Origin of the sequence: Hymenobacter psychrophilus (assembly GCF_900107135.1) — a bacterium.
Taxonomy (GTDB): domain Bacteria; phylum Bacteroidota; class Bacteroidia; order Cytophagales; family Hymenobacteraceae; genus Hymenobacter; species Hymenobacter psychrophilus.
The window spans coordinates 107,041-131,689 of record NZ_FNOV01000005.1; the positions used below are offsets into that span (position 1 = coordinate 107,041).

The following is a 24,649-nucleotide window of genomic DNA, read 5'->3' on the forward strand; positions in this document are numbered from 1 at the left end:
AGCGCCCGCTTCGTGCTACAAGGCCAACGGCCCGCTTTTGCGTACGTGCTATCTAAGAAAAGCTCTTTTGTATTTTCGGCTCCTATGATGCCTGTTGCCCCCACTGCTTCTACTGCTGGCTTCGTTGCCGCGCCGCCAACGCACCGCGCTGCTGGCCAGCCCTGGATTCGCTCGGCGGGCTTCGATGGGCTCTGGATTCTGGGGTCACCGTTTCTGGCCCTAATCGTGGTGGCGGCCCTGCCCCCGGTTTTGCGCCATTCCGGCCAGCTGCCACTGTGGGCCTGGGTGGCGCTGGTGGTGCTCATCGATGTGGCGCACGTCTACAGCACCCTGTTTCGCACCTACTTTGATACCGCACGGCGGCAGCGGTTCCGGACGCTGCTCTGGGTCGTGCCGCTGGGCTGCTACATTGCCGGAGTGGGCGTGTATGCGCTGGGCGGCGGCCTGTGGTTCTGGCGAATACTGGCTTACGCGGCCGTATTCCACTTCGTGCGGCAGCAATATGGTTTCCTGCGCCTCTACAGCCGTTTTGAGCCGGCCGCCGCCGCTCGGCACCTCGACACTATTTTGGTTTACGCGGCCACGCTCTACCCGCTGCTGTGGTGGCATCTGTCGCGGCCGCGCAATTTCAATTGGTTCGTGGCGGGCGACTTCGTGCAGTACGACTGGCCGGCGGGGCGGCTGGTGCTGGGGGCGTTGTACGTCGGGCTGCTGGGAACATATCTGCTGAAAGAGGCGCGGCAATGGTACGCTACACGTCAGCTGAACTGGCCGCGCAACCTGCTGCTGCTGGGCACGGCAGCTTCCTGGTACGTGGGCATCGTAGTGTTCAATGCCGACTTGGTGTTCACCTTGCTCAACGTAGTGGCGCACGGCATTCCATACGTGGCCTTGGTCTGGACCAGCAGTCAGCCGCCGTCCTCGCCATCAGCTTCTCGTAATACCCGCAACTGGTGGCAGGGCCGCTATGGCGTATTACTATTTTTGGGTAGCCTCTTCGGACTGGCACTGCTGGAAGAAGGCCTCTGGGACGGGCTGATATGGCAGGAGCACCCGGCTGTGTTCGGCTGGTTTCAGCACTTGCCCGCCCTCTCCGATTCTGCGGCCCTGGCGCTGCTGCTGCCCCTGCTGGCCCTCCCGCAAGCTACCCACTACGTGCTTGATGGCTTCATCTGGCGGCGCAACTCCTGAATTTTAGGCTAGTAGCTGACAGCTGTCAGACCGACAGCGGCGTGGTTCAACTGCAAGCGCCCGCTTTCCGAAAGGAGCGGGCGCTTGCAATTAGATGGTTGATGGCGGCCGTAGCTACGCCGCACGGGCCAGCGGGGCAACTACTTCGATATCCAGAATCTCGACCACGAAGCCCTGCTCGGCCGCATAGCTTTTGCGGTAGGAAACCAACAGCGTCCGCCCTTTGGCCGACTCAGCCGTGGTGGTGCAGACTTCGCCGTAGGCCTGCTCTTTTTCGAGGAAAGGCCGCAGTTGCTCGATGACGGGCAGAAATTCGGCGGGCAGCAACCCATGCCGCTCCTGCAGCTGCACGGCACTCACAGGATACATAAAACGGGTGGGCAAAAGCAGCATAGAAATCGGGGAAGAAATGGTGGAATACTACCCCCCGAAAACACCCTGGCCAGCCTGATAATTCCCCCTAATGACAGGCTGTTACATTTTAGTTGTTAACTGTCAGCCTGCGTTTTTATCGACTGTATAGGAAGGTAGTGCGTGGGGTATTCTGTAGCTCGAAAACCCAACCTGTACTTCTTTTCTGCCTGATAGAGTTAGCCCTCAGATTCCGCCAGCACTGCCGTCGAGCCGCCTGCGTCGTCGTCGGCTACCAGCAGCAACTCGAAGCGGCCGGGGGCCAGCTGCCGGCGCACGGGCACGCTTTCCACTTTGCCCCGGTAGGGTCGGCCGTCAGGCCTTCACCGCCGGAGCCTTATCGGGCGGTAACCCGCAAACGCCCCCAGCACTTTCTCATTGGGCACTGCGCTGGCCATGTCTTCTACCAAGGCCGTCACGAACAGCTGGCTCGTAAAACCAGGCTGTCCCCAAAAAACCAGCCGGCCGGCCATCAATAGCAGGCAGCTGGAAACGTTGCACCCGCACCGGGGGCGACAGGGCCTGGCGGCGGTGCAGAAAAGCTAGGGTAGCAGCAGCCGCAACCACCGGTTCTCACCAACGGCCGCCCCCACGGTGCGCTGTAACAGTAATGGCTCGGCGTACATGGCTATAGCTAAGCACGCCGAGCCATGCACGTTCAGGGCCTACTTTACGATGGTAAACTCGACGCGGCGGTTGAGCTTACGCGTGTTTTCCTGGGCATTGGAGGCCCGGGGCCGGCTGCCACCGAGACCTATCGTGCTGATGCGCCGCTCGGCCACGCCCCGGCTCACGAGGTAGCGTTTCACCTCGTTCACGCGCTCTTCCGACAGCTTCACGTTGAGGTTGGCCGCACCCTGGTTATCGGTGTGGCCCTCCAGACGGATGTTCACCATGGGGTTGTCCTCGAGGGTGCGGGCCAGACGGTTAAGTTCGGTGTAGGAGGCCGGCAGCAGCGTGTACTTGCCCTGCGCGAAGATGAGCGTGGGCAGCTCCAGGCTGGAGCCTACGGCGGCCGGCACCAGGGTAAGCTCTACAGTGCGCGAACCGGTCATTGTGATAGTGTCGGTGGCCGTAAGGTAACCTACGCGGGTAGCCTGGATGCGGTAGCGGCCGGGTGGCAGCGTCATCTGGAAGGCCCCGAGAGCCACATCGGTGCGGGCCGTAGCATTGAACAGCAGGTCGTTGCCCAGGCGGTTTACCTGCACCTGGGTGGCCAGGGCTTTGCTGGTTTTGGCATCGAGCGTGCGGCCGGTGAGCAAGGTCCGGGGCGTGGCCTGGGTAGGCGTTACTACGGCAACCGGCGGGGCGGCCACTGTATCGGGGGCCGCTGGCTTGGCGCCGGTGGCGGTGCGAAACAGGTCGGCGGGGCCGTTGGCAGAGGCCGTGGAAGAGAAAAAGGCCTGCTTCTCATCGGCCGACAAACTCAGGTAGGCATTAAACCCGGGCCCGTTGATGGGGTAGCCTAAGTTACGCGGTTCGGTCCAGTTGGTCCAGGAATCATCGAGGCGGGTGCTCACGAAAATATCGGAACCACCGTAGCCGGCATGCCCGTAAGAGCTGAAGTAGAGTGTTTTACCATCATTGGACAGCCAAGGCGCAAAGTCGAAGCCCGGCGAGTTGACAACGGCGCCCAGATTGAGCGGCTGGGTCCAAAGGCCGCTGGGCGTGGGCCGGCTCACGTACAAGTCGTTGGCTCCCTCCGAGTCGCTCCGTTCCAAGCTCAACAACAATATCTGCTCGTCGGGGCTCATGAAAAAGCCCGTGGCCGCGCCGGCGGTGTAATAGTTGGCCACTCCTACCTCCTGGGGGCGGTTCTTTTTGGCCGATATGCTGCGTGGCACTCTGCTCAGGCCCGCATCCTGAAACGAGCCGTCGCGCCCATAACTACCTCGTACAATCAGGGCCTTGCCATCTTCGACCAAGCTCATGACGCCGTTGTGCTGGCTGGTATTAAGCACATCGAAGCGGGTAGCTGGGGCCCAGGTGCGACCATTATTGGCCGAGGTACTCACCCAGATGTCGCCCGATTCGGTGACGCCTTCGGTGTTGCCGGCGTAGCGGGTGCGGCTGAAATACAGCGTGTTGCCATCAGGCGACACTACGGGCTGCAGCTCGTTGCCGGCGGGCGTGTTCAGGCTCAGCAGCGGCTCGGGCACCCCGAAACCAGGCAGCGAAGGGTCTACGTTCAGGCGCAGCTTAAACAGCTTCCACTGCTGCGAGGCGCGGTTCTGGGGCTTCTGGCCCACAACGGGCGTACCGTTGAACTTGTCGGCGGCCGCCAGCGAGGCGCACTTATCATTGCCCCGGCTGATGAGCATAAAACTACCCAGCGGCCCCGAGGGCACCAATTTCCACTGCTGGTAAAAGCTGCCGTCCCAGGGGCGCTGCGTGAGGGGCGCGTTTTCGTCGGGGCTGGTGAGGGTGAGGCACTGGCCGGTATGGCGAACCACAATCCGGAAGAACTCGCTGCCCGCGGCGGCCGGCACAAAGCGCCACTGCTGGCTGTCGGCGTGGGTGAACTCCCACTGCACGGCGGCCGCACCGGCTTCGGCCGAGGCGTTTGTGATATCGAGCGAACGGCCGCTACTGCGCGCCACCACGCCGTACCAGGCCAAGGCATCGGGCAATAGCGGGCTGCCCGGCTGGGCCTGGGCAGTGGCGGATAACAGGACAAACGAAAGAAGTAGCCAGGCGGTCCGGCGAAGCAGAAGCTGAATCATGCACACGAAACGATGAACGAGGGCGCAAGTTAGCCCAATTGCCGGGCTGCTCCCCTGCACCTCCAATAGCACAACACCGCGCCTCCTGGTGGAAACGCGGTGCCGGTTTGCCTGGCTGGACGCCTCGAAGCGGAGTCAGCAGGCTTGATACAGACTGGTTTTAGTTGTTGTGCATGTACTTGAAGCGCACAAACCGTTCGTTCTCATAAATAGCCGCGAAATGTCCGCCGGCCTTCGGAGTTTCGGCTTTGCGCGGAGCGGCTTTGCGGCTGGAAGTGGCGGTGGCAGCGGAATGCGCACCGGCACTCATGGTAGGTACGTGGCAGATGAAGGAGAGAATTTTCGACGACATAGCGGCTGGCATTTGGAATGAGGGGAAGGTTGCTTGGGGTTGTTTTCGTCGGGTTGGGAATACCCCCGCCTGCAGGTAGCGGTTATGGTAAGACATTCGCCAAACATGACAATAGCCTTATTCAATTGAATGATGCTAAGGTATATTTTTTATTGGTAAAATCTAAACTAACCCGTCATTATATCAAAAAATACGTGGTAGCACGTAGGGTAAGTGTCGTACCTACCCGGTTTTCTCTACTCCCTCTCTGTCCCAAAGTCGGGCGCAGGTAGGTTGCTACCGCTACCTACCTGCCAGCAATGCCATTCATCTAACGCTGTTATTCATAGCAAAGCCCTGCTCCGCGGCTGTACAACTTCCACTGAGAAGTTATACAGCCGCGGAGCAGAGCTAGGTTGCGGGCAGTTTGGCCGCTACGAAAGCAGGTTGTGGCGAATGGCGTATTGAATCAGGCCTACCATTGACTTGCATTTGGTTTTTGCCAGCAGGTTGCGCCGGTGAGTTTCCACGGTTCGCTCGCTGATAAACAGGGCCTCAGCAATTTCCAGGTTGGAGTGCTCGCGGGCAATGAGCTGCAGAATTTCCCGCTCGCGCCGGGTAATGGCCGGCTGGTCGGCCGCCTCTAGGCTACTCGTAATCTGCCGGTTCTGCAGCAGCGTATCGGCCACATCCTGGCTAAAGTAAGTGCGGCCGGCAGCCACCTGCCGGATAGCCAGACTCAGTTCGGCGCGGCTGGCCGTTTTCAGCACGTAGCCGGCCCCGCCGGCTTCCAGCACTTCAGCCACAGTGGCGTGGTCGTGAAACATGCTCAGGGCCAGCACCCGTATTGCCGGCCAGTTGTCGCGGATGGCGCAGGCCAGCTCCACACCGCTCATACCGGGCATGCTCAGATCGAGCAGTACAACGTCAAGGCCGGGGTGGGTAGCCAGTAGTTCCAGCGCCTGCTTCCCGCTGTTGGCCTGGGCTACCACCCGCAGGTCGGTTTCGGGCAACAACATCTGACGGATACCTTCCACTATCATGGGGTGGTCATCCACCAGCAGCAAGTCAATACTAGTATCGGGTACGGATGAAGCAGGCATAGAAACACGATAAAATCTACCTCAGAATCATCCACAAAGCCTATCTGACAGGAAAGATACGTAAACCTGGGCGGGGCCAACCGCGGCGGACCGGCTCGGCGGCAACGCAACCCGGGCATTAGCAGTAGAACCATGGTCTGCTCCTTTTCATCTTTTTCTCACCCGATTCAATTCCCTTTCACCCATGCGCAAAGGCACCCAAGTAAGCTGGAAGTACGGCACTGGCACGGCCACCGGCAAAATTGAGGAAACCCACAAGGAAACAATCATCCGTAAGCTGAAGGGTTCCGAAATCACGCGCCACGGCACCCCCAACAACCCCGCCTACCTTATTGTGCAGGAAAACGGCGACAAAGTGCTCAAGCTGAAAAGCGAAGTATCGGAGGCGAAGTGAATAGTGAATAACGCTATTCCGGACAAAGCGAAGGACCTTATCTGGCTAAAACGCATCGTGATGACGATTGTCGTTCTAACCGGATAAGGTCCTTCACTTACGCTGTTACAATTGGCGGTTCACTGACCACTAATCGTTTTTATCCACTGATTCCTTCGGCCTCCCGTTCGCGGTTGAGCTTACTGTTGTGACGGCCGTAGAAGTAGTAGATAGCCACGCCGATGGCCATCCAGATGATGAGGCGCAACCAGGTGTCCCAGGGCAGGTTGAACATCATGTAGCCACAGATGAGGATACCCAGGATGGGCACAGTCGGTACGAAGGGTGTTTTGAAAGGCCGTACCACATCGGGGTCGCGGCGACGCATGACGATAACGCCGGCGCACACAATGATAAAGGCAAACAACGTCCCGATGCTCACCAACTCACCCAGCAGGCCCACGGGCAGAATGCCGGCCACGATGGCGGCAACTATCCCCGTGAAGATGGTGGTCACGTAGGGCGTCTGGAACTTGGGGTGCACTTTGCCGAAGATGGCCGGCAACAGTCCGTCGCGCGACATGGCGAAGAAAATGCGGGGCTGCCCCATCAGCATCACGAGCACTACCGAGGCGAGGCCGGCAATGGCCCCGATGCCGGTGAAGAAATACAGCCACTTGAGGGCGGGGCCGGCAGCAGCCAGGGCCACAAGTACCGGATCGGGTACGTTGAGGTTTTTGTACGAGGTGAGGCCGGTGAGCACCAGCGCCATCAGCACGTAAAGCAGCGTACAGATAGCCAGCGAGAGTAGCATACCGATGGGCATATCGCGCTGGGGGTTTTTAGCCTCCTGGGCGGCGGTACTCACGGCATCGAAACCGATGTAGGAGAAGAATACCACGGCCGCGCCGCGCACAATACCCTGCCAGCCGTAGCGCGAACTGCCGTCGGGCAGAATTTCGACCTGTGGGATAAAGGGCTCCCAGTTGGCCGTGTTCACGTATTTGAAGCCGAAGCCAATAACGAGCAGCACAATGGCTACTTTGATGAACACGATGACGTTGTTGAAGCGGGCCGACTCCTGAATACCGATAACGAGCAGCGTCGTCATGACGCCAATCAGCAGCACGGCGGGCAGGTTGATGACGGCGCCGGTCAGGGCAAACTCGCCGCCGTCGTAGCTCACGGGGGCGCTGGCAATAGCCGCGGGTAGGTCGATGCCCGATTTATGCAGGATGCTGACCACGTTTCCGCTCCAGCCCACGGCCACCGTGGCGGCGCCGAACAGGTATTCCAGAATCAGGTCCCAACCGATAATCCAGGCCACGAACTCGCCCAGCGTGGCATAGCCGTAGGTGTAGGCCGAGCCGGCAATCGGAATCATGGAGGCGAACTCGGCGTAGCATAGGCCCGCAAACAGGCAACCCAGACCGGCGATAATAAAGGAGAGGACGATGGCCGGGCCGGCCGCGTTGGCCGCCGCGGTACCCGTGAGCACGAAAATACCGGCTCCGATAATGGCTCCCACCCCGAGCAGGGTAAGGTTGGTCGCCGTTAGGGTCCGGTTCAGCCCGCCGCCTTCGCCCTCGTCGGCCTCATTCATGAGTTTATCGAGCGATTTTCTGGCGAAAATGTCTGCCATAGAAGAAGGGGAATTAAGGAAATGAAAAGGTGAGAAGAAGTTACAACAGAGCCCAAAAGCCCGTTCGGGTGGCCCAATATAGGTGATAATCCGTTTTGCAAGGCCCAAACCGGACCAAACGGGCAAAAAATCACCCCCGATTAAACCTCCTTGCTGGGCCGGCGTCTATCGGCCGTAAACCAAGTTCACAGACCCTTCCAATATGAAAAAGTTGCTCATCATACTAGCCGCCGCAGCCCTGACCGCCGGTACGGCCACTGCTCAGACTACCAACGCCAGACCGCCGGCTGCCAACGGCCGCATGGAGCAGGCTACGCCCGAACAGCAGGCCGACCGCCTTACCAAGCAGCTCAGCCTTTCGGCCGACCAGCGCACCCAGGTTGTGACGATGGAAAAGGCCCGCCGCGAAGAAATGACCACCATGCGCGGCCAGATGCAAGCCGGCGGCGACCGGACGGCCATGCGCCAGACCATGCAAACCATGCGCGACAAGTACGATACCCAGCTCAAGGGCATCCTCACGGCCGACCAGTACACTCAATACAGCCAGCGCCGCGAGGAGCGCGCCGACAACCAGGGCAGCCGCAAAATGAAAATGAAGACCAAAGGGTAGTCTTTGCCGCTTTCGGCCTTCTTCTGAGAAAGCCCCGAACCACTTGGTTCGTGGCTTTTTTTTGGGGGCTACAACCCGTTGCTTAGCAGTGGGCCGGGCCGCCGGGGCAGCAACTTTTGCGGCGCGGAGTAGTTGGCTTGCGTATATTTGAAAGTATGCCTCCTTTCCGATGGCCGCCCGACGGCCCGGGGCACGTTTCACCACACCCAACACCCCATGAGTCCTCTGCCCAGTAGTACCGGCTCGGTACAAATTCAGCAGTTTTACGATAAAGGCCTGGCCCACGCGAGCTACGCCATCCGCAGCGAAGGCCAGATTGCCCTCATCGACCCGGCCCGCGACCCGCAGCCCTACTACGACTTCGCCGACGAGCACGAGGCCCGCATCGTGGCCATTATTGAAACCCATCCGCACGCCGATTTTGTTAGTTCGCACCTCGAAATAGCGGAAGAAACCGGTGCCCCCATCTACGTCAGCCAGCTGGCCCAGGTCAGCTACTCCCACCAGGGCTTCGACGACGGCCAACGCATTGCAGTGGGCAGCGTCGAGCTGCACGCCCTGAACACGCCCGGCCACTCGCCCGACTCTATTAGTGTGCTGCTGATGGATGAGCTGGCCCAGACCCGGGCCGTGTTCACCGGCGACACGCTGTTTGTGGGCGACGTGGGCCGGCCCGATTTGCGCGAGTCCGACGCCGTGGGCGGGCACAGCCGCGAGTCGCTGGCGGCCCAGCTCTACCAGAGCACCCGCCAGAAGCTGATGACGCTGCCCGCCTCGACCCGGGTGTACCCGGCCCACGGGCCCGGCTCGCTGTGCGGCAAAACCACCAGCCCCGACCTCGACAGCACGATTGGCAGGGAAATCAAGACCAACTATGCCCTCCAAACCATGAGCCAGGAGGATTTCGTGAAGGTTCTGCTCGAAGACCAGCCCTTCATGCCTAAATACTTCGGCCACAATGTGCTGCTGAACAAGCAGGGTGCCGCGCCTTTCGAAGACAGCATTCGGACGGTACCGCGCCTGCGCTCGGACGACGAAATGGAGCCCAACGTGCTGCTGATCGATACCCGGCCGGCCGAGGAGTTCCGCACCGGCCACCTGCCCGGGGCGCTTAACCTGATGGACGGGGGCAAGTTTGAAACCTGGCTGGGTTCGATTGTGGGTCCTGACGAGCCGTTTTACCTGCTGGCCGACTCGCAGATTGCCCTCGACACCATTATCCGCAAGGCGGCCAAAATCGGCTACGAAACCAACATCAAAGGCGCCCTGCTCACGCCCCGCGAGCTACCCGTAAGCAACTCTACGCCCGACGTGGAGCGCGTACGCCAGCACCCCGAGGAGTTTACCATCGTCGATATTCGCAACCGCTCGGAGGCCAAAGAGCCACTGTTTGCCGGGGCCCTGAATATTCCGCTACCCGAGTTGCGCGAACGAACCGCCGAGATTCCGACTGGTAAACCCGTACTAGTACACTGTGCCGGCGGCTACCGCTCGGCGGCCGGCGCCAGCATTGTGCAGGCTGCTTTACCGGGCGTGGCCGTGTACGATTTAAGTGAGGCCGTTACCTCGTTTCGGCCGCAGTCCGCATAAATTCTGGGGCGCAACTCTGCAACCTTTCTTCATGGTAGAGTATCTGAGTATCAGAGTCGCATTGGCTCTGATACTCTTCCTTTTTATACCCATACCATGAAACGTTTTTTACTATTACTGACCTTAGGCACGCTCGGTCTGGGCTCCTGCGACGACACCCAAGAATCTGTAGAGCCTGGCAGCAGCAGCTGTATCACGGAGAAGGTGCAGCAATTCGCCAAGGGCAGCTCCTGCAAAACCAGCACGCCTACGATAGGCGCCAGCGTAAAGGAATACCGCTTCCAAGAGCGGCTGGTATATGTCTTCGATATGGGTAATTGTTTGGCCGACGCATCGGCGGACGTGCTTGATGCCAACTGCCAGCGGATTGGTATGTTGGGTGGTCTTGCGGGTATCAATCAAGTCAATGGGGAATCTTTTGAGAAGGCCGAACTCCAGCGTACCCTCTGGCAGCAGTAGCGCGTAACGGCACCCGCACAAACCCGGCGGGTCGGCTCGTGGGCCAGATACGCCGGGTTTGTGCGGGTGCCGGAGTACCTTCGTAGTCATGCGCATTCTTCATACCGCCGACTGGCACCTGGGCCAGCGGTTTATTCAGGGACACGAGCGGACCGAGGAGCATCGTCACTTCCTCAACTGGCTGGTGGCCACAATTCAGGCCGAGCAGGTTGAGGTGCTGGTGGTAGCCGGCGACATTTTCGATACCGGCTCGCCTTCCAACCAGGCCCTGGAGCTGTACTACGATTTCCTGCTGAAGCTGCGCCAGACCGGCTGCCGCGACGTGGTAGTAGTGGGCGGCAACCACGACTCGCCGGCCACCCTGAATGCCCCGGCCCGGCTGCTGCGCCATTTGCGGGTGCACGTGGTGGGCTGCGTGCCCGAGTGCTTCGAGGAGCAGATTTTGGTGCTCGATGATGCCAGCGGCCGGCCCGGGCTGGTGGTGTGCGCCGTGCCGTTTCTGCGCGACCGGGACGTGCGCCTTTCTGTGCCGGGCGAGAGTGCCGAGGAGCGCGAGGCCCGCATCAAACAGGGCCTCGCCGACCATTACGCCCGCGTGGCCGAGGTGGAGCAGGTGTGGCAGCTGAAGGCACTGGGGCTGCCCGTACTGGCCACCGGCCACCTGTACGCCGCCGGGGCCGCTCCCTCCGATTCGGAGCGCACCATTCATGTGGGCAACCTGGGCCAGGTAACGGCCGACCATTTCCCGGCCATTTTCGATTACGTGGCGCTGGGCCACCTGCACCGGCCCCAGCGCGTGGGCGGGCGGGAGCATATCCGCTATTCGGGCTCGCCCATTGCGCTGTCGTTTTCGGAAGTTGATCAGGGCAAGGAGGTACTGCTGGTGAACTTCGCGGCCGGCAAACTGGCGGAGCTGCGGAGCCTTGTAGTGCCGGGAGCACGGCGCCTGGTGCGGTTTCATGGCACCCTGGAAGAAGTTGCCGCCGCCCTCGAAGCCTACGACAACGCCGGCTACGCGCTGCCCGCCTGGGCCGATGTGCAGGTACACTCGGAGCTGAGCCAACTGGAAGTAGCGGAGGCGCTCCTGAAGGTAATTGAGGCCCTCGACCGGCAGCAGCTGGTGGTGCTGGCCCGGCGCCACCTGCGCCTGCTAACCCTGCGCCAGCTGGGCACGGCCGCCGCCGACGACGAAAGCGCCGCCAGCCTCACCCGCAGCCTGCACGATTTCACGGCCCGGGAGGTATTCGAGCAGCGCCTGGCAGCCGAGCCCGCCGAGGCCCGCACCGAACTACTGCGCACCTTCGACGAGCTGCTGGAAAGCCTGTAGGAGGTGGCTTTGTGGCGGCCGGCTATGGCGAGACTCGTATCTTTGGCGGTGGCACCCAGGACACAGTAACTGCGCCCTACCCTCCTATTACGGGCCCGCGATGCTTTTCTGCTTCCGGCGCCATGTATTTCTCCTCTGCTGGTTTCTATGGCTGTATCTAAAATCGTTCGTCCGCTGGTGCGCCCCTTTGCCGAATTTTTTCGGCGCGAAGCGGCCGGTGGCATCATGCTGATGGTGAGTGCCGTGCTGGCCCTGATACTGGCTAACATCAACTGGGGGCCGGCCCAGCTTTTCCCGGGTCTCTGGGACAAGCACCTGAACTTCTCGCTCAACGGCTACGGCCTCGACCTGAGCTTGCTGCACTGGATCAACGACGGGCTGATGAGCATCTTCTTCCTCATCGTGGGCCTCGAAATCAAGCGGGAGTTGCTGGAGGGCGAGCTTTCGGACCGGCGGCAGGCTACGCTGCCCATTGCGGCGGCCATTGGCGGCATGATAGTGCCGGCACTGGTGTATTTCCTCATCAACCGGGGCCAACCCGCCGCCAATGCCTGGGGCATTCCGATGGCCACCGACATTGCCTTTGCGCTGGCCGTGCTGCAGCTGCTGGGACCGCGCGTGCCGCTGGGGCTCAAAATATTTCTCACGGCCCTGGCCATTGTCGACGACCTGGGCGCCGTGCTGGTAATTGCCGGCTACTACACCACCAACCTGCACCTCAACTACCTGTACCTGGCACTGGGCGTGTGGGCACTGCTGATGAACCTGAACTTTCTCGGCATCCGCAGCCTGGTGGTGTATCTGCCGCTGGGCGTGCTGTTGTGGTTTTTCATGCATGAGTCGGGGGTGCACGCCACGCTGGCCGGCGTAATGCTGGCCCTCACCATTCCTTCGCGCATCGGGCTGGCCAAGCCCGATCTGTTGCTCATGCTCAACAGCCGCCTGAGTATGCTGCAGGACGAAGTACATGGTGCCGATGCCAACCCGCGCATTATTAGTGAGGAATTGGAATACCTTTCCGACGACATCAGCTCGCCGGCTCAGAAGCTGGAGCAGCGGCTGCACTCGGTGGTGGCCTTCGTCATCATCCCGCTGTTTGCCTTCGCCAATACCAGCCTGCCCATCGACGCCTCCGTATTCCGCGAGCTGCTCACGCCGCTGGGCCTGGGCATTATTCTGGGCCTCACGGTAGGCAAGCCGCTGGGCATTGGGGCGATGAGCTGGCTGAGCATCCGGCTGGGCTGGGCCTCGCTGCCGGCCGGCGTTACGTGGCGGCACATCTGGGGCGCGGGCCTGCTGGGCGGCATCGGCTTCACCATGTCGCTGTTTATCACGCTACTGGCCCTGGGCGAGCATTCTGCCGGCGAACCAGTAGCCAAGCTGGCCATCCTCACCGCCTCGTTCATCTCCGGCACCTTGGGCTTCCTGCTGCTGCGCACCATGCCATTGCCGGAGGAAGTAGTTAGCGTCGACGTTACGCGCTAGCCCCAGCGGGGCGGCATATCGGTAGCTCGATACTAGCCATGCATACCAAAGCCCCAGCGGGGCGACACAACTGGTTGAAGCCATTGTGCCGCCCCGCTGGGGCTTTTCGCGTCTCCGGAACAAATTTTCTGCTGATATGCCGCCCCGCTGGGGCTACCGCATAACGTCAGGCTAGAAGTTAATCGGTAATGTCTTGGATGGCTTCGGCCAGCACCTTATCGGCCCCCTGGGTGCTCCAGGTGCGCAGAGAGTTGCCGCCGTAGGCCCGCACCCGCTCGGGAAACTGCCCCCCGCCCGCGCCCTTGATAAAATACGGCTGCCCGCCCCGCCGCAGCTCGTAGCGGCCCGTGGTGCGCTGCACTTCTACCTTAACGGGGCCGGTTTGGGCGTGGGCGGCGGTAAGGGTGATGAGCAGGACCGAGGGTGGGGAGGGGTTTCATGGGGGGAGGGTGAAACGATAACTACAATGTACTTTATTATCCTATTTCATTTTTTTTCAAATTCATAAGGAGCTTTGATGAAATCCATAACTATTCTAGGGTATTTATCCTGAATAAAATCCATCATATTAATAGCAAACGGCAAAATACTATCATTTGCAATTCCCTTGTTTATATTTCCCCAGGTTGCAGGGTAATACCTCGATATAGTTCCTAATACAAAAGATATAGAATACATCTTAGATATATCATTTATAAAAACATCATTCTTAAATAAGGGACTCACATAAGGGTCACCTATATTACGAAAGGCACTTACCCATTTCTGAGATATAGTAATAAACCTATTATTCTTAAATCTAACAACTGCTTTTGAATCTACTTCATTGACTTTGATATCAAGGTCATCGAATTTTTCGACAGGAAAAATAGTATGTATAACATCACTGCTTCCCCAATACCTGAACTCCATCTCAACAATTCCTTCCTCTGATTTAGATTTTTCAAATTGAATAGATGGAATACTAATATCTAACCAAGTATCAATTGATTGACTGAGGTCAGGAAAACAATAGATGATGTCCTTCAACAGAACCTCAATTTCATTTTCAGGAATACCATATTTAATCTTCCACCCTATTCCACTACTACCAACTCTAAAATATGACAAGTTATTTGTTGCATGAATCAATTCAATAAATGTGCCCTTCGATGTTTTAAGTACAATATCTTCTAATTTACCTGAATGAGAAACTTCGTTCCAATTTTTTATCTTTAATCCATGTGATGGCACTATATTATTTTCTCTTGAATCTTTATTCAGAATCAGCACAAGTCCTCTACTTAGGGCAATGACACCATAGTATTGAAGTAAAGGCTTTACAGAAATATCTGCTTTTTCATAAGAAACGAAATACTCCCTTGCCTGTGCAAAGGCAGAAGCTATTTCGTGAGCTTTTGATGTGTTAATACTATATTCAAATCTATTCTTTACGTACCTCTTTATTAATTCCTTACTCTCAAAATCTCTCAGAAAATGCCAGATATTATTCATAGTAAGAAAAAAAACGGTTACAAATATATTTTACTTCCTCACGGTTTCCCCGCCATCGTAAACACCAACTCCCCCCCATCCACGATAGCCTGGTGGCTCAAAAACGGCCGCGTCAGCAGCTTCCCGTTGAGGCGGGCTTCCTTGACGTAGACGTTTTTAGCGCTTTGGTTTTTGACCCGGATGCGGAAGGTTTTGCCATTCTCCAGCCGGAGCGTGGCTCCGTGGATGGCGGGGCTGCCCAGGGCGTACTCGGGCGAGGCGGGCGCGACGGGGTAGAAGCCCAAGGCCGAGAAGACGTACCAGGCGCTCATCTGGCCGCAGTCGTCGTTGCCGCCGAGGCCGTCGGGGGTGGGGCGGTACATTTTAGGCAGAATCTGGCGCACCCGCTGCTGGGTTTTCCAGGGCTGGTCGGTCCAGTTGTAGAGGTAGGCGGCGTGGTGGGCGGGCTCGTTGCCGTGCACGTAGTTGCCGATGATACCGTCGCGGGTAATGTCCTCGGTTTCGGCGAAGAACTTATCGGGCAGGTCCATGGTGAACAGCGAATCGAGGTGCCCGACGAAGCGCTGGCTGCCGCCCATGCGGGCGATGAGGCCGGCGGGGTCCTGGGGCACGTAGAGGCTGTAGTTCCAGGCGTTGCCCTCAATAAAGCCCTGGTTGTGGGTGCTCAGCACGTCGAACTCCTTCCGGAAGCTGCCGTCGGACAGGCGCGGGCGCATGAAGCCGATGCGCTGGTCGTATACGTTCTGCCAGTTCCGGGCGCGCTGGCTGAACTCCTGCTCGATATCGGCGCGGCCCAGCGTGCGGGCGGCCTGGGCGATGCACCAGTCGTCGAAGGCGTATTCCAGGGTTTTCGACACCGACGAGCCGCTTTTATCCTCAGGCACGTAGCCCAGCTGGATGTAGTCGCCCAGGCCGTCGTACCACTGCTGGCGGGCGGTGGTCACGCAGGCGTCGAGGGCCTTGTTGGCATCGAAGGGCGCGTTGCCCTTCACAATGGCGTCGGCAATAACGGGCACGGCGTGGTAGCCAATCATGCACCAGTTCTCGTTGGCGTAGTGGCTCCAGACGGGCAGCATGTGCAGGGTGCTCTGGTCGAAGTGGGCCAGCATGGATTGAATCATATCGGCGTCGCGGGCGGGCTGAATGAGGTTCAGCAGCGGGTGCAGGGCCCGGTAGGTATCCCAGAGCGAAAAGGTGGTGTAATTGGTGAAGCCCTCGGCGCGGTGAATGTTCTGGTCGAGGCCCCGGTACTGGCCGTCCACGTCCTGGTACACGGTGGGGCTCAGGAAGGCGTGGTAGAGGGCCGTGTAGAAGTTGTCCTTGTCTATTTTGTTGGGCGACTCCACCACGATGCGGCTCAGCTCCTGCTGCCACTGCGCCTGGCCGGCGCGCTTCACGGCGTCAAAATCCCAGCCCGGCGCTTCGGCCCGCAGGTTGGCCAGCGCCCCGGCCGTGCTCACGCCCGAAAGCGCCATTTTCAGCTTGATTTTCTCGCCGGCCTGGGTCGAGAAATCGAAGTACATGCGCAGCTGCTCACCGGCCTGCTCGGGGAAGTTATGGTTCTGATCGAAGCGGCCCCAGAAGCCCCGATAGGCCTGTTTTTTGGCGTAGTTGCGGGCCCCGTAGCTTTTGAAGGGCTTCGAGAACTGGAGCGCGAAATACTCGGTACGGGTGCGGGCCCAGCCGTTGGTCTGGCGGTAGCCGGTTACCAGCGAGTCGTTCTCCACCCGCACAAAAGTCCAGACGTTTTTATCGGGGTAGTTATAGATGCCGGCCGTGAGGTCGAGGATGATGTGGGCCTGCTCGGCTTGCGGAAACGTGTAGCGGTGCATACCCACGCGGGTGGTGGCCGTTAGCTCGGCCCGGATATCGTGGTCCTGGAGCTGCACCTTGTAGTAGGCCGGCTCGGCCACTTCGGTCTGGTGCGAGAAGCGCGAGCGGAAGCCCTTTTCGGGCTGGTCGGCGGTGCCGGGGTTGAGCTGCAGCGGCCCGGTGGTGGGCATGATCAGGAAGTCGCCCAAATCGGAGTGGCCGGTGCCGCTGAAGTGGGTGTGCGAGAAGCCGACGATGGTTTGGTCCTTGTACTGGTAGCCGGCGCAGTATTCGTACACCTTGGGGTTGTACTTGCCGTTTTGCTCGTAGCTGATGGTGTCGGTATCGGGGGAGAGCTGCACCATGCCAAACGGCATCGTGGCCCCCGGAAACGTGTGCCCCATCCGCTGGGTGCCCACCAGCGGATGCGCGTACCGCACCAGGTTTTCGGTGGGGCCAATAGTTTGGGCCAGGGTGGTGGCGGTAGTGGCGAGGAGGGCGCCAAGGAATGGGAGCTTCACGGTTTTGAAGGGGCAGAATAGCACTGATGGTGCAAACTGAATTATGAGGAGAAGCACACTACATGTTCAGGCCCACAGCACGAATGGCGGATGACCGGTTTCCCGATTATGTAGCTCTCGAAAAGTCCTAAATCGTTTGCTTACTGTCAATTCAATTATGCCTCTTACATCCAGTCTAATCTTAATCCATAAAGGGAATTTGTCATTAGGTGCCGTGAGTAGCTCGACTACTTCATATTTAGTCATAGTCTTCTCTGAGAAGTTATTATTTCTAAAAATACCATACTCCATCACGTCATCAATAGAGCTTTTGCTTCTACCTGACTCCTCCATTAACACTATCTGAAACATTGGTGACAAGTCATTTTCTTCAGCAGCAATTAATTCACCGGTCGCTTTCTCTAGATTACTCAAAAATTCCTTTTGTCTTACAGTATAGCGCTTCATAAAAAGAGGTTTCGAACTTCATTTTGAATCTATTGAACGAGTCGTAATCCTTACGCTACCCCTCAATGCCCATAACTCACCACCCGCGTTATCTGCCAACGGCCGTCTTTCAGCCGCCACACCATCATGTTTTTGAAAGTGCCGCAGTCGTCCTTGCCGTTTTCGACGTGGCAGAAACGGTGCTCGTAAGTTTCCACGGCCCCGTAGTCCTTGATGGGAAATACTTCCAGGGTGCCGGGCACGAGCTGGCGGTTGAGGCCGGTGGTTTTGTTCTGTTCGAACATGCGGCGGAAAGCATCCATCGTCTGCCGGAAGTCGGACACGCCGCCTTTGTCGTGATAGAACTCCAGGTCTTCGGCGAAGTAGGTTTGCAGCTTGTCGGCGTCGTGCTGGTTGAAGGCCACGAACATCGCGCTGTCGAGCCGGGCAATGGTGCGGTACAGCTCCGGCGAAACGGGCGGTTTCGCGGCTGCCTGCACCGGGGGCAGCGATTTTACCGTGGTGCAGGCGCTGCTTCCGGCCAAGACCAGCATTGTCAGCAAGTTGCCAATGCGGCTGAAGTAGCGGCTCCTGATTGGTAAGCGAGAGTTGCTGGGCATACCTCAAAGAAAGGAATTCGGAAACACTTGCCCGCTGCCGGGCTTTTGCTGCCCGGCCCGCAAAATCGGATTCGCCGCGTGCTGAGGCAAACGGCCACTGCGCCCGCCCGAACGTCTTACCTTTGCAGCGCCTCCTTCCCGCCCTACTCACCCCGCATGAAAATCCTCCGCGTCCGCTTCTTCAACCTTAACTCCCTGCGCGGCGAGCATTCCGTGGATTTCAGCCTTTCGCCGCTGGCCGACGCGGGTTTGTTTGCCATTACGGGGGCCACCGGGGCGGGCAAAACCACCATCCTCGACGCCATTACGCTGGCCCTCTACGGGCAGGTGCCCCGCCACGAAACGACTGGCCCCGAGCACGTGATGAGCCACGGCACGGGCGAGAGCTGGGCCGAAGTGGAGTTTGAGGTGAATGGCCAGCAGTACCGCAGCAAGTGGGGCCAGCACCGGGGCCGCCGCAAGGCTGAAAACCCGTTGCAGGACTCCAAAATGGAACTTAGCGAGCGGAAACAGTCCGAGGACGGAACGGTAACCTGGGAGTTTGTAGAAACCTATAAATCGAAGGTCCCCGCCAAAGTGGCCGCCCTGAGCGGCCTCGAGTACAAGCAGTTTCTGCGCTCGGTGCTGCTGGCCCAGGGCGACTTCACGCGGTTTCTGAAGGCCCCGGCCGGCGAGCGGGCCCAGCTGCTGGAAAAGATTACCGACACCAAAAAGTATTCCGACATCTCGCGGGCCGCCTTCGAGCGGGCCAAGCACGAAACGCAGCAGGTCGAGCAGCTACGCCAGGGCCTGAGCGGCGTGGCCCTGCTGTCGGCGGAGGAGGTGGCGTTTCTGGAAGGGGAAACCCAGGACCTGAGCCGGCAGCTGACCGAAGCCACTGCCCGCCAGGAGCAGCTGCGTGAGGCCCAGCAGTGGCACCGCCAGCTCCAGGACTTGCAGCAGAAGCTGCTGACTACCCGGCAGCGCCAGCAGCAGCTCGCGGCCCAGGCCGAAACCCTCGCGCCCCTGCGCCAGCGCCTCGCCTGGCATCAGCAGGCCCAACCCTTCGCCCCCGACCTCGCCCTGCTGGGCCAGGCCGAAACCCAGCTGACCAGGCTGCAAACCGAAACCAACCGGCTCCGCGAGCAACTCCCCCGCCTGCAGGCCCAGCGCACCGCCGCCGATACCGCCCGCACCGCCGCCCGCCAAACCCACGAAGCCGCCACCGAAGTCCGCGAAACCCGGGAGCCCGACCTACGGGCCGCAGAGCGACTCGACCAAGCTATTACGCAGCAACTACAGCAGCTCGACGAGAAGACCACGGCCTACAAACAGCGCAACGAGGAGTGCAAGCAGCTGACACAGGAGCGGCAAACGACGGAAACCCGCACCGGCCAGGCCCGGGAGCAGCTCGCAACCACGGCGGAATGGCTGCGCCAGCACAGTCGCCGGGCCGAGATGATAGACGTTTTCGCCGACTTCACGAGCAACGTGCAGGACTGGGACCGACTGCGCACCGAGGACGGGCAGCTGACCACCCGCGTCGCGACGCTCGACACCCGCTTGCGCGAGGCCCGGCAGCAGGAGGAGCAAGCCGCCACGGCCGGTCGCCTCGCCCGCCAGCACCTCGACGCCCACGAACGGGAAGCCCGGCTGCTGGCCGCCACCCGCGACGAGCGGCTGCGGCTGCTTCATCACCATGTGCAGACCCTGCGCCGGGAACTGGCCGAAAAAGAGGCGCACCGCGAAACCCAGCGCCAACTCGTGCAGGCCCGGCAGCTGATTCTGAGCCACGAGGAAGCCCGGCAACACCTGAAACCCCACGCCCCCTGCCCGCTTTGCGGAGCCCTGGAGCACCCTTATGCGGCCGGCGTACTCGGCCTTGATGATGCCCGGCTGGCCCAGGAACAGGCCCATGTGGAAAGCCTCACCCAGGAAGCCCACGCCCTCAATGCCCGCGTCAACCGCCTGAACACCTTCCTCAACCTGCTCGAAAACGCCGGCGGCGACGCCAGCCGGGTAGCCCCCGACGCCCCGTTGCAGCTCGTGACGCCGGCCCGCGAGGAAGCCGTGCCAGCCGAAAGCCGGGCGCTGGTCCAGCAGCTCAAAGACCTGGATCAGCAGCGCGCCAGCGCAGAAAAGCAACTCGCCCAGGCCCTCGCGGAGCAGCAGGCCGCCCAGCGCGCTCAGGTTAGCGTGCAGCAGGATTTGCAGGAAGCCCAGCACCAGCTTCGCGATGTGCGCGAGCAGCTTCCCGCCCTCAAAAGCCAGCTGGAAAGCCTGTTAAGCAACTTCGACCTTGCCTTTACCGGCGAAAATGGGGCTGCCATGCAAACCCGGCTCCGGGTTTTGGAAGCCGAGTACAAAACCCGCCAGGCGGAGTTCAACAAGGCCAACGAGCAGGCCGAAGTAGGGCAGGCGCTCATCGGCAAGCTCGAGCGGGATGAGCTTGAGGCCCGCAGCTGGCTCAAAGCCAACAAGCAGGGACTGGTAGACCAGCACGCGGCCCTCAAGCACCAGCAGGCCGAACGCCACGCACTACTGCCCGAAACCGATGTAGCCCAAGTGCGCCGGCAACTGGAGCAGGCGGCCCGCGCCGCCGACCAGCTCCGCCAGCAGGCCGACCAGCAGTTTCAGCAGCACGACACGGCCCTGACCGTGGCTACCGACCAACTGCGCCAGCGCGAGCACGACACCGCCACCCAGCAGCTGGCCCACCAGGAGCGGCACGCCGCTTTGGTCGCGGCCCTGCAAGCGGCCGGCCTGGCTCCCGACCCGGCCGCGCTGCCCGCCTTGCTGCTGCCCGAAACCGAAGCCGCCACGTTGCAAACGCAGCTCCGCCGCCACGAGCAGGACTCGGATCTGGCGGCCCGGGTGCTCACCGAAACTACGACCCAGTTCGAGGAGCAGGCCACCCGCGCCCTCACCACCGACGCGCCCGAGCACACGGCCCAGCAATTGAGCGCCGCCAACGAGCAGCTGGCCGCCCTCAACCAACAATTAGGTCAGCGGCAGGAGCGCCTCAACACCCACCGCAACGGCCAGGAGCGCCACGCCACCCTGGCCGCCGCCCTCGAAAACCAGCAGCAGCAGGCCCTGCGCTGGCGCCACTTGGCCGAGCTCATCGGCTCGGCCGACGGCAAGAAATTCAGCGAATTCGCCCAGGGCCTCACCCTGGCCCGCCTCGTAGACCTAGCCAACCGCCACCTGCACCGCTTCACCGACCGCTACCGCATTCTGCGCAACCCCGACCAGCACCTCGACCTGCTCATTCAGGATGACTACCAGGCCGGGGCCACGCGCTCCATGAACTCGCTCTCGGGCGGGGAAAGCTTCCTCGTGAGCCTGGCGCTGGCGCTGGGCCTCTCGGAACTAGCCGGCCGCAAAACCCAGATCGACACGCTCTTCATCGACGAAGGCTTCGGCACCCTCGACCCCGACACGCTCGACGTGGCCCTCTCGGCCCTCGAAATGCTGCAAGGAACCGGCAAAACCATCGGCATCATCTCGCACGTTGAAGCCCTCAAGGAGCGCGTCGGCACCCAAATCAACGTTCGCAAAGGCGCCGGCGGCATCAGCTCCCTGCAGGTGCTAGGATTCGATGGGGCATTATAGAAGCCCGGTGTAAAAGACAGTCATGCTTGATCTGGCGTCCGCGCAGTCGAAGCCTCTCTACCACTGTACTAAACCTGTCGCTTGGCTCCCCCTCTCCTTTTCCGGATAGGGGGCCGGGGGGGTGAGGTGAACCACCAGAACGAAGCGGCAGAGATGCTTCGGCAAGCTCAGCATGACGGTCTGCTAAACGGCACCGCCCGCCGCCCGGATTTCCGCCCAGCTCCAGTACCGCCGGGGCTTAATGTCGGCGTATCCGGCCGCAAAAAACGCCACTACCTCCCGCTCCAGCTCGGCGGGCGCAATGGAGGAAGCGTAAATCGGGCGTTGGTCGGGGTCGGCGTAGCGTTGGGCTTTGCTGAGAGTGCGGCCACTCAGGCGCAGCAGCGGGCCGGTGTCGGTGATGCCGTCGTGGGTCCAGCGGCGGGGCGTTTGCTCCAGGGCGTTGAGGCGGGCGGCGAGGCCATCGAGGGGCAGGCGGGGCAGCGTAGGACGGCTTTCCAGGTCGATCCAGGTGGTGTACTTGTACTCGAATTCGTAACGCTGCCCGTCGTAGAGGCTCAGCACCAGATCGGTACCGCTGCTGGGGCTGAACAGGGCGTAGTAGGGCAGCGGCTCGGGTGTGCGCACCACAGTCAGGCCGATTTTGGGGTAACGGCGCACGGTGGTAGCGGGGCTTTGCAGAACGGCCACGGCTGCTTTCACCCGTGCAAATTCCGGTTCCCAGACGGTGCGGCCCGCGGCAGGATTTTCCAGCAGCTCGGCGAAACGGGGCAGAAACCAGGCGAACTTCTCGGCCGACGCCTCATCCTCGCGGCGGCGCCGGGCCGGAGCCCCGAAGGGCTCGTAGAACCGGTCCCTCTCCTCGGCATTCAGCCAGCAAACCAATTGCAGAGCCTGGTCGGCGAGTGGGTGCTGCCAGTCGATTTCGCGGAAGTCGCCGAGCACAGCCACGAGGCGCAATAGCGTTTCGTGGCGCAGCGCCAGCGCTGGGTTCAGCAATGCCCACACGCCCACGAAACCATCGATATCGAAGTGGTTGGCCGTTACGGCGAGGACTTGCAAACCTGGGGTAGCGGGTGCGTGCAGGGCCCGCAGGGCCGAGCCGGCACTGGTATCGTCGCGCAGGGCTGCGGGCGTAGCGGCCCCGCGCCAGTGCGCCAGCGTGAGCACCGCACCCAGCCCCGTGCTATCCACTACAATGGTTGGCTGCCGGCGCAGCTGCTGAAAGGGGACGAAGTATCTGACCAAATCGGAGAACTGAGTGGGGAGCCGAAAGGTACTACAGATGGCCGCAGCGTGCTCTGTTTTCCCAACCACCTTACCTGCGGCCCCGCCGGTTGCTGATGCGTTCAACCCGGCTGCGGCGAATCCAGTGCAGGTATTTCTGCAGCTCTTGGGCGGTGCGCAGCTGCTCAATACTGGCGTACCGACGGGCCAGGGCCTTGTTGTCGAGCAGCAGATGAATAGTGCTGTGGCAGGGCTGGCAAAGGTCGGCGGTGGGCCCGTGGCGGCCACCTTCCTCCCGGGGTACGAGGTGATGGCGGGAGGTCCGCTGCACTTCCCGCTCGCACAGCGCGCACTGGTTGCCAGCTGGTTCTGCGGCCGACGTGGGGAAAGCAGTGGGCATGAAATGAGCGAAAAACTTGGTGGGACAGAAAAAAAATAACGCGCAGCCTGCCACTAAGTTTCAACGAATTTACCGCCGGCATTTGCCGCCCAAAGAGAGCAGAGCCGCCGCGCCCGCCAACTTCCGGTTGCTGGAAATCACGCCCGCTTTCCAGAGGCCGGCTCCAGCCAACTTACTTTCACTATCGATTATTCCATTTATAATACTATTGCAATAAATTAAATGCCATAATCTTATAAAGATGTTCCGAATATGATTTATATTTGATTATGCCTTGCCTATATTCCTGACCAATAGCCAGTCGCTTCACTTCGGTTCATCGGCAAAGGCGGCCTTTTCTCTGATACTCATTTTCACTCTTTAACCGCTTTATATGCGTCTTTCTACTGTTGATTTTGTTCTTGGTCGGCTGCTACCTGCTACTGCGCTGCTGTTGCTGCTCACCCTTTTTTCACCCTCGCAGGCCCGGGCCCAAACCTGGCTGGTATCTACCGAAAGCTTTGCCAAGCTGGGCGTGGTAGATAAGTTCGGGCAGTTGGGGGCTTACTCGGCTAAGTTTGTAGTAACCAGCCAGCGCACCGGCAAGTCGTACTCGCTGGTAAAGGAAATTGAGAAGGGCCAGAACGGCATCGACGTGGTGTACCCATCCCTGGCTACCGAGGCCGATTACTTCAAAGCTTCCTCCGGCGAGGCGGGTACGGCTGCGCCCGGTGCCTACACCTGGGAGTGCCTGGTAAATGGCAAAAAAGTGGTGGGCGGTAGCTTCAGTTTCTCCGAAGTGGCCAACGACGTAAACCTGATAAGCAAACAGTAACCAAGTAGCGGGCCCACCCGCTGGTTCCGTAAAGCAACTAAAGCCCGGTGTTACAACACCGGGCTTTTTGCGGACCATAGCCCCCATGCCGCGACTTTTGCCGGGCAGCTTCGTACAGATAAGCGCCGCTCATTATTGAGCCGACTGAAACTTGTACTGCTCTTGCTATGCCTAAAAAGTCGTTTTCCGAGCTCATCAACAGCCCCGGCATGCCGGTTCTGGTCGATTTTTATGCCGACTGGTGCGGCCCCTGTAAAACCATGGCCCCTATTCTGGAGCAGGTAGCCAGCCAGTACCAGGGCAAGCTCAAGGTCATCAAAATTGATGTGGATAAAAACCAGGCAGTGGCCCAGCAGTTCCGGGTCCAGAGCATTCCTACGCTGATTCTGTTTCATAAGGGCCAGCCCGTATGGCGGCAGGCGGGCGTGGTGCCGGCCGGCCAAATCAGCCAGGCCGTGCAGGGGGCGCTGAAGTAGCAAGCAGGGGCTGGTTG

At 60.1% G+C, this 24,649-nt stretch carries 22 protein-coding genes and 1 pseudogene; 10 read left to right on the plus strand and 13 right to left on the minus strand.

The window, feature by feature from the left end; genetic code table 11:
* Nucleotides 1-84 precede the first annotated feature (84 nt).
* Nucleotides 85-1,191 (plus strand): hypothetical protein, encoded by a 1,107-nt coding sequence (locus BLW21_RS08875; protein WP_245711851.1) that lies wholly within the window; start codon nucleotides 85-87, stop codon nucleotides 1,189-1,191.
* 114 nt (nucleotides 1,192-1,305) lie between these two features.
* Here BLW21_RS08875 and BLW21_RS08880 read toward each other — a convergent pair whose 3' ends face one another.
* From BLW21_RS08880 to BLW21_RS08890, 5 genes and pseudogenes are all read right to left on the minus strand, one after another.
* Nucleotides 1,306-1,584: a hypothetical protein gene (locus tag BLW21_RS08880; protein ID WP_092739121.1), complete on the minus strand. Its 279-nt coding sequence runs from the start codon at nucleotides 1,582-1,584 to the stop codon at nucleotides 1,306-1,308.
* Between the two features lie 197 nt (nucleotides 1,585-1,781).
* Nucleotides 1,782-1,910, minus strand: a pseudogene (locus BLW21_RS22125) (hypothetical protein); the annotation flags it as partial.
* 357 nt (nucleotides 1,911-2,267) lie between these two features.
* A complete protein-coding gene (locus BLW21_RS08885) occupies nucleotides 2,268-4,325 on the minus strand; it encodes an RICIN domain-containing protein (protein WP_092739123.1) in 2,058 nt (685 codons plus the stop codon).
* Nucleotides 4,326-4,485: 160 nt separating this feature from the next.
* Nucleotides 4,486-4,677 carry a hypothetical protein gene (locus tag BLW21_RS21105; RefSeq protein WP_139255140.1) on the minus strand — a complete coding sequence of 64 codons (192 nt, stop codon included), beginning with the start codon at nucleotides 4,675-4,677 and terminating at the stop codon, nucleotides 4,486-4,488.
* A gap of 413 nt (nucleotides 4,678-5,090) precedes the next feature.
* A complete protein-coding gene (locus tag BLW21_RS08890) occupies nucleotides 5,091-5,759 on the minus strand; it encodes a response regulator (protein WP_092739125.1) in 669 nt (222 codons plus the stop codon).
* Between the two features lie 184 nt (nucleotides 5,760-5,943).
* On the opposite strand from BLW21_RS08890, the gene BLW21_RS08895 reads away from it, so the two are divergent.
* Complete coding sequence (locus BLW21_RS08895) at nucleotides 5,944-6,153, plus strand: hypervirulence associated TUDOR domain-containing protein (protein WP_092739127.1); 210 nt, start codon at nucleotides 5,944-5,946, stop codon at nucleotides 6,151-6,153.
* A 139-nt stretch (nucleotides 6,154-6,292) separates the two neighbouring features.
* Here the strand turns inward: BLW21_RS08895 and BLW21_RS08900 are convergent, their stop codons facing one another.
* Nucleotides 6,293-7,774 (minus strand): amino acid permease, encoded by a 1,482-nt coding sequence (locus tag BLW21_RS08900; protein ID WP_092739129.1) that lies wholly within the window; start codon nucleotides 7,772-7,774, stop codon nucleotides 6,293-6,295.
* A gap of 202 nt (nucleotides 7,775-7,976) precedes the next feature.
* Between BLW21_RS08900 and BLW21_RS08905 the strand changes: the two genes are divergently transcribed.
* The 5 genes from BLW21_RS08905 (at nucleotide 7,977) to nhaA (ending at nucleotide 13,248) form a co-directional block, all read left to right on the plus strand.
* Nucleotides 7,977-8,387 carry a hypothetical protein gene (locus BLW21_RS08905; protein WP_092739131.1) on the plus strand — a complete coding sequence of 137 codons (411 nt, stop codon included), beginning with the start codon at nucleotides 7,977-7,979 and terminating at the stop codon, nucleotides 8,385-8,387.
* A 216-nt stretch (nucleotides 8,388-8,603) separates the two neighbouring features.
* On the plus strand, nucleotides 8,604-9,977 hold the full coding sequence (locus BLW21_RS08910; RefSeq protein ID WP_092739133.1) for an MBL fold metallo-hydrolase: 1,374 nt from the start codon (nucleotides 8,604-8,606) through the stop codon (nucleotides 9,975-9,977).
* Nucleotides 9,978-10,073: 96 nt separating this feature from the next.
* Entirely contained in the window at nucleotides 10,074-10,436 is a 363-nt protein-coding gene (locus BLW21_RS08915; protein WP_092739135.1) for a DUF6970 domain-containing protein, read from the plus strand.
* 88 nt (nucleotides 10,437-10,524) lie between these two features.
* A complete protein-coding gene (sbcD, locus tag BLW21_RS08920) occupies nucleotides 10,525-11,763 on the plus strand; it encodes an exonuclease subunit SbcD (RefSeq protein WP_092739137.1) in 1,239 nt (412 codons plus the stop codon).
* A gap of 147 nt (nucleotides 11,764-11,910) precedes the next feature.
* Nucleotides 11,911-13,248, plus strand: coding sequence for a Na+/H+ antiporter NhaA (gene nhaA, locus BLW21_RS08925; protein ID WP_092739139.1), 1,338 nt, complete (start codon nucleotides 11,911-11,913; stop codon nucleotides 13,246-13,248).
* Between the two features lie 178 nt (nucleotides 13,249-13,426).
* Here the strand turns inward: nhaA and BLW21_RS08930 are convergent, their stop codons facing one another.
* From BLW21_RS08930 to BLW21_RS08950, 5 genes are all read right to left on the minus strand, one after another.
* On the minus strand, nucleotides 13,427-13,609 hold the full coding sequence (locus BLW21_RS08930) for a hypothetical protein (protein WP_092739141.1): 183 nt from the start codon (nucleotides 13,607-13,609) through the stop codon (nucleotides 13,427-13,429).
* 125 nt (nucleotides 13,610-13,734) lie between these two features.
* Complete coding sequence (locus BLW21_RS08935) at nucleotides 13,735-14,742, minus strand: YaaC family protein (RefSeq protein WP_092739143.1); 1,008 nt, start codon at nucleotides 14,740-14,742, stop codon at nucleotides 13,735-13,737.
* A gap of 38 nt (nucleotides 14,743-14,780) precedes the next feature.
* Complete coding sequence (locus tag BLW21_RS08940; protein WP_092739535.1) at nucleotides 14,781-17,075, minus strand: GH92 family glycosyl hydrolase; 2,295 nt, start codon at nucleotides 17,073-17,075, stop codon at nucleotides 14,781-14,783.
* Nucleotides 17,076-17,141: 66 nt separating this feature from the next.
* Nucleotides 17,142-17,522 carry a hypothetical protein gene (locus tag BLW21_RS08945; RefSeq protein ID WP_092739145.1) on the minus strand — a complete coding sequence of 127 codons (381 nt, stop codon included), beginning with the start codon at nucleotides 17,520-17,522 and terminating at the stop codon, nucleotides 17,142-17,144.
* A gap of 62 nt (nucleotides 17,523-17,584) precedes the next feature.
* Entirely contained in the window at nucleotides 17,585-18,121 is a 537-nt protein-coding gene (locus BLW21_RS08950; RefSeq protein ID WP_217633850.1) for a nuclear transport factor 2 family protein, read from the minus strand.
* 156 nt (nucleotides 18,122-18,277) lie between these two features.
* Here BLW21_RS08950 and BLW21_RS08955 point away from each other — a divergent pair, with 156 nt between their 5' ends.
* The gene (locus tag BLW21_RS08955) at nucleotides 18,278-21,715 is read left to right on the plus strand and encodes an AAA family ATPase (RefSeq protein WP_092739147.1); all 3,438 of its coding nucleotides are present in this window, start codon (nucleotides 18,278-18,280) and stop codon (nucleotides 21,713-21,715) included.
* A 183-nt stretch (nucleotides 21,716-21,898) separates the two neighbouring features.
* On the opposite strand, the gene BLW21_RS08960 is transcribed toward BLW21_RS08955, so the two are convergent.
* Together BLW21_RS08960 and BLW21_RS08965 are read right to left on the minus strand one after the other, a co-directional pair.
* Complete coding sequence (locus BLW21_RS08960; RefSeq protein WP_092739149.1) at nucleotides 21,899-22,963, minus strand: DUF6687 family protein; 1,065 nt, start codon at nucleotides 22,961-22,963, stop codon at nucleotides 21,899-21,901.
* A 70-nt stretch (nucleotides 22,964-23,033) separates the two neighbouring features.
* Entirely contained in the window at nucleotides 23,034-23,342 is a 309-nt protein-coding gene (locus BLW21_RS08965; protein ID WP_092739151.1) for a restriction endonuclease, read from the minus strand.
* 373 nt (nucleotides 23,343-23,715) lie between these two features.
* Here BLW21_RS08965 and BLW21_RS08970 point away from each other — a divergent pair, with 373 nt between their 5' ends.
* Together BLW21_RS08970 and trxA are read left to right on the plus strand one after the other, a co-directional pair.
* Nucleotides 23,716-24,156, plus strand: coding sequence for a hypothetical protein (locus tag BLW21_RS08970; RefSeq protein WP_139255141.1), 441 nt, complete (start codon nucleotides 23,716-23,718; stop codon nucleotides 24,154-24,156).
* Nucleotides 24,157-24,323: 167 nt separating this feature from the next.
* Complete coding sequence (gene trxA / locus BLW21_RS08975) at nucleotides 24,324-24,632, plus strand: thioredoxin (protein ID WP_092739155.1); 309 nt, start codon at nucleotides 24,324-24,326, stop codon at nucleotides 24,630-24,632.
* Nucleotides 24,633-24,649: the final 17 nt, after the last annotated feature.